This is a genomic window from Oleiphilus sp. HI0117 (assembly GCF_001635235.1).
This window is the reverse complement of sequence record NZ_LWGA01000270.1, coordinates 1-3647: the sequence shown is the minus strand read 5'-3', so window position 1 is coordinate 3647 and position 3647 is coordinate 1. Positions and strand designations below refer to the sequence as shown.

The window sequence follows — 3647 nt, the reverse complement described above, 5'->3', positions numbered from 1 at the left end:
CGGCACCGACTTCCAAACCCTGTACTTTATTATCCTCTTCGGTTTTAGCTGTCAGCATAATAATAGGGATATCACTGGTCGCTTCATTGCGTTTCAAGCGTCTTGCCAATTCAATTCCGCTAGTGCCTGGCAACATCCAATCAAGTAAAATCATATCGGGACGTTGATCCACAATAGCAATAAATGCATCCTGCGCATTTGAAGCTTCGATACAATTGTAATCAGCCATTTCTAAAGCAACAGCAATCATTTCTCTGATTGATGCTTCATCATCAACAATTAATACGGTTTTTTCTGACATAGTACTTACTCCAAAAATCAAACTGTATTAAAACGGCAAGCTGTTACAGTTTTATGACACTACACTGTAAGCCTATGCTGAGAACCTAATGAGCGCTCCTTTTTGCGAAGTTTTACAATTCACCTGACATAAAAGTCTAGAAACAGTCCCAGGAATAAAACCATACCCACCCAGTTATTGTTCAAAAACGCCTTAAAGCACTCATCTCTGTCACGATGGCGAATCAAGTGCTGCTGATATACAAATAGTACCGACGCAACGACAATACTCAGAAAGTAAAACTGCCCCATTTCAAGCTGTTCACCTAACAAGCTCAGCGTCAATATCACCAAAACCTGCAAAAATGCGATAATCGCCCGATCAGCCGAACCAAATAAGATGGCCGTGGATTTAACGCCGATTTTGATATCATCATCCCTATCGACCATGGCATACATCGTATCATAAGCAACGGTCCACAAGACTGTTGCCATATAGATCAACCAGATATGCGCAGGCAGTTCATTCACTTGCGCGGCATAAGCCATAGGAACGGACCAGGCAAATGCAGCACCTAAGACCACCTGTGGTAAATAAGTATAGCGCTTCATGAAGGGATAAGCAGAAGCAAGTGCGAGTGCACCAAATGAAAGGTAAATTGTCAGTTCATTGGTAAACAAAACCAGGATGAAAGACAACAGACATAAAACGGCGAAAAAGATCAAAGCCTGTTTTGCACTCACCCGCCCCGTCACCAGAGGGCGAGCTTCAGTGCGCTTTACATGACCGTCTATTTTTCTATCCGCAAAGTCATTGATTACGCAGCCTGCCGAGCGCATGAAAACAGAGCCGGCGATAAAAATAGCTAACACATCCATAGCTGGTATGCCCTCGGCAGCAAACCATAATGCCCAAAGCGTTGGCCACAAAACCAGATAAATACCTATAGGCTTATCCAACCTCGCAAGCCTTACGTAGTCCATTGCAACACTTGCAAACGCGGGTTTACTCTGAGTATTCATATGCCTATTTCTCTCGTTTGCTTGCCTCAAATACCCGAGGCATAAATAGTTCGCTCACCAGCAATGGTTTCTGACGAAGAAAAAATACCGAGCGCCGCCCAAATACGGGTTCTTTAAACTGTTTCACCAAGGAGACACTTTCAAGCTTACTACGCGTCATAACTCTGGATTTAAACAGAAATGCGCCTAAAGGCTTATCTCCCAAATACTGAAGCTGTCTTTCATAACCACTTAGCGTTGTTTTCGGAATAATACTGCGCGCTATCACCCATACTTCTCCGAAACAAAGCAGCTCAACTTCCCTGACCAGCGCTTTCTGACGCTCTCTCACTTTTAGTATCCGCCTCTCCTCAAGACTTGGTACAGCCCAGCCTTGATAAGTGACACGCACACTAAAGTTATTATTTGATGCTTCGATAAGCCTCTTGGTAAGTGAACCTTGATCAAAGACCCAGGAACCATATTGTTTAGGCACTTTCCAGTCGGGTATCCGCCGAGCGGCTGGCTTTAGCATCACATGCCCTTAACTGCGTAAATACCCGGCGCATTCCGCCAATAGCCTTGATAATCCATACCAAAACCAAAAACAAAACGATCCTCAACATTTAAACAAGTATAGTCAGCGAGCAGATCCTTGGTCGCCTTTCTGTCATGTTGCTTATCCAATAAAACCGTCGTCAGAACACGCGCTGCACCTTGCTGCCGACAATAATCCTGTACATGTAAGAGGGTATGCCCTTCATCAAGGATATCATCAACCAGAAGAACGGTTCGGCCCGACAGTGCTTTTACCGGCTTAGCCAGCCAGTCCAAGCGGCTGCCAGAGGTTTCATTCCCATATCGGGTAGCGTGTAAATAATCCAGCTCTAGTGGAAAATTCAAATGAGCGAGTAAGTGACCACAGTACACCAAACCGCCATTCATAATTGAAATAACCAGAGGGTTGTCGGTCGCTAAGTCTTGCTCAATATCTTTGGCTGTCTTTTCAATTGCATCACTTAGCTCAGACATATCGATTAGGCAGTCGGCCTCATTAAAGACTTTCTGGGCTTCGACGGTTTTGGTATTGGACATAGATCTTCCTGATAAAATGGCTGTGCAGATTATATCTGTGAGCCTGCCTGGCCGCAAAGTTACTATCGCTGAAATAGTGAAAGATTTGTGCTGATCGAGCTGATTCGGTAAATTAGCCCGCTAAGTGAATGAGGCAACATTTATTCTCTAAACTAGAATCTTCTCTTCGCATAAGCAAGCGGGCGCTAGTGTAAACCAGAGAGGCATGTTTGTATGCATTCGAAAGGCAAGTAACATTTTGATAATACAGGTATAAAGAATGAAGAAGTGGCAATGCGTAGTCTGCGGATTAATTTATGATGAGAGCGAAGGCTGGCCTGATGATGGCATCGAAGCGGGCACCTCATGGGAAGATGTACCCGAAGACTGGCTTTGCCCTGACTGTGGTGTAGGCAAAGAAGACTTTGAAATGGTAGAGATTTAACATGAATACTTCACCTATCGTTGTCATTGGTAGTGGCTTGGCCGGATATAATCTTGTTAAGGAGGTTCGCAAGCTGGACCAGGAAAGCGAGATTATTGTGATCACTCAGGATGACGCACACTCTTATTCCAAGCCTATGCTCTCGACAGCACTTGCCAAAGGCAAGCAGGCTGATGAGCTATCAATGGCCGACCCGGGAAAGTTCGCGGCACAGCACAATATTTCAATCAGAAATCATACGAGTGTTGACCGAATCGATACTTCTGCCAAAGCAATCCTGATAGGTGAAGAACGCTTAGACTACAGCAAGCTAGTGCTTGCTTGTGGTGCTCAGGTCAATAAGCTCAGTTTTCCCGGAAGTGAGCTTGAGAAAGTCGTTTCAATCAATGACCTAATGGACTACCGCCGTTTTCGTTCTTTGTTAGGCGAAAACTGCTCAGAAAGCCAGAACCATGTACTGATCATGGGTGCCGGCTTAATCGGCTGTGAATACGCGAATGACTTATTGGCAAGCGGTTATAAGGTAACTATCGTTGACCCTTCAAAATCAGCCTTAAACAGTTTGATTCCTGAAGAGGCCGGACAAGCGCTTATCGAAGGCCTTAGTGATGCAGGTTGTCAGTTTGAAATGCAAGCTCATGTAAGCGAAATCACTGAACAAGGAAATGGTTTGCTTGCTCGTTTAAGTAATGGCCAAGAACTTGAGTGTGCCTTGGTTATTTCTGCCGTCGGCCTGAAAGCCAATATACAAATTGCTCAAGACTCGGGGATTGAATGCCAGCAAGGGATTGTCACCAACGCCTTGCTACAAACTAGTGCAGAAGATGTCTACGCCTTAGGTGACTGC

General features: G+C 44.8%; 6 protein-coding genes. 2 read left to right on the top strand and 4 right to left on the bottom strand.

The window, feature by feature from the left end:
- The 4 genes from A3757_RS03360 to A3757_RS03345 all read right to left on the bottom strand — a co-directional run.
- A partial coding sequence (locus A3757_RS03360; protein WP_156506146.1) for a response regulator occupies window positions 1-301 on the bottom strand: 301 nt, incomplete at its 3' end.
- A gap of 119 nt (window positions 302-420) precedes the next feature.
- A complete protein-coding gene (gene ubiA / locus A3757_RS03355) occupies window positions 421-1302 on the bottom strand; it encodes a 4-hydroxybenzoate octaprenyltransferase (protein WP_068510056.1) in 882 nt (293 codons plus the stop codon).
- A 4-nt stretch (window positions 1303-1306) separates the two neighbouring features.
- Window positions 1307-1816, bottom strand: coding sequence for a chorismate lyase (locus A3757_RS03350; RefSeq protein ID WP_068552536.1), 510 nt, complete (start codon window positions 1814-1816; stop codon window positions 1307-1309).
- Window positions 1816-2376, bottom strand: coding sequence for a hypoxanthine-guanine phosphoribosyltransferase (locus A3757_RS03345; RefSeq protein ID WP_068552532.1), 561 nt, complete (start codon window positions 2374-2376; stop codon window positions 1816-1818). The genes A3757_RS03350 and A3757_RS03345 overlap by 1 nt, the downstream gene beginning before the upstream one ends.
- 259 nt (window positions 2377-2635) lie before the next feature.
- Here A3757_RS03345 and A3757_RS03340 point away from each other — a divergent pair, with 259 nt between their 5' ends.
- Window positions 2636-2800 carry a rubredoxin gene (locus A3757_RS03340; RefSeq protein WP_068510051.1) on the top strand — a complete coding sequence of 55 codons (165 nt, stop codon included), beginning with the start codon at window positions 2636-2638 and terminating at the stop codon, window positions 2798-2800.
- A 1-nt stretch (window position 2801) separates the two neighbouring features.
- Window positions 2802-3647: NAD(P)/FAD-dependent oxidoreductase (locus A3757_RS03335; protein ID WP_068739175.1), on the top strand; the 846-nt coding region annotated here is incomplete at its 3' end.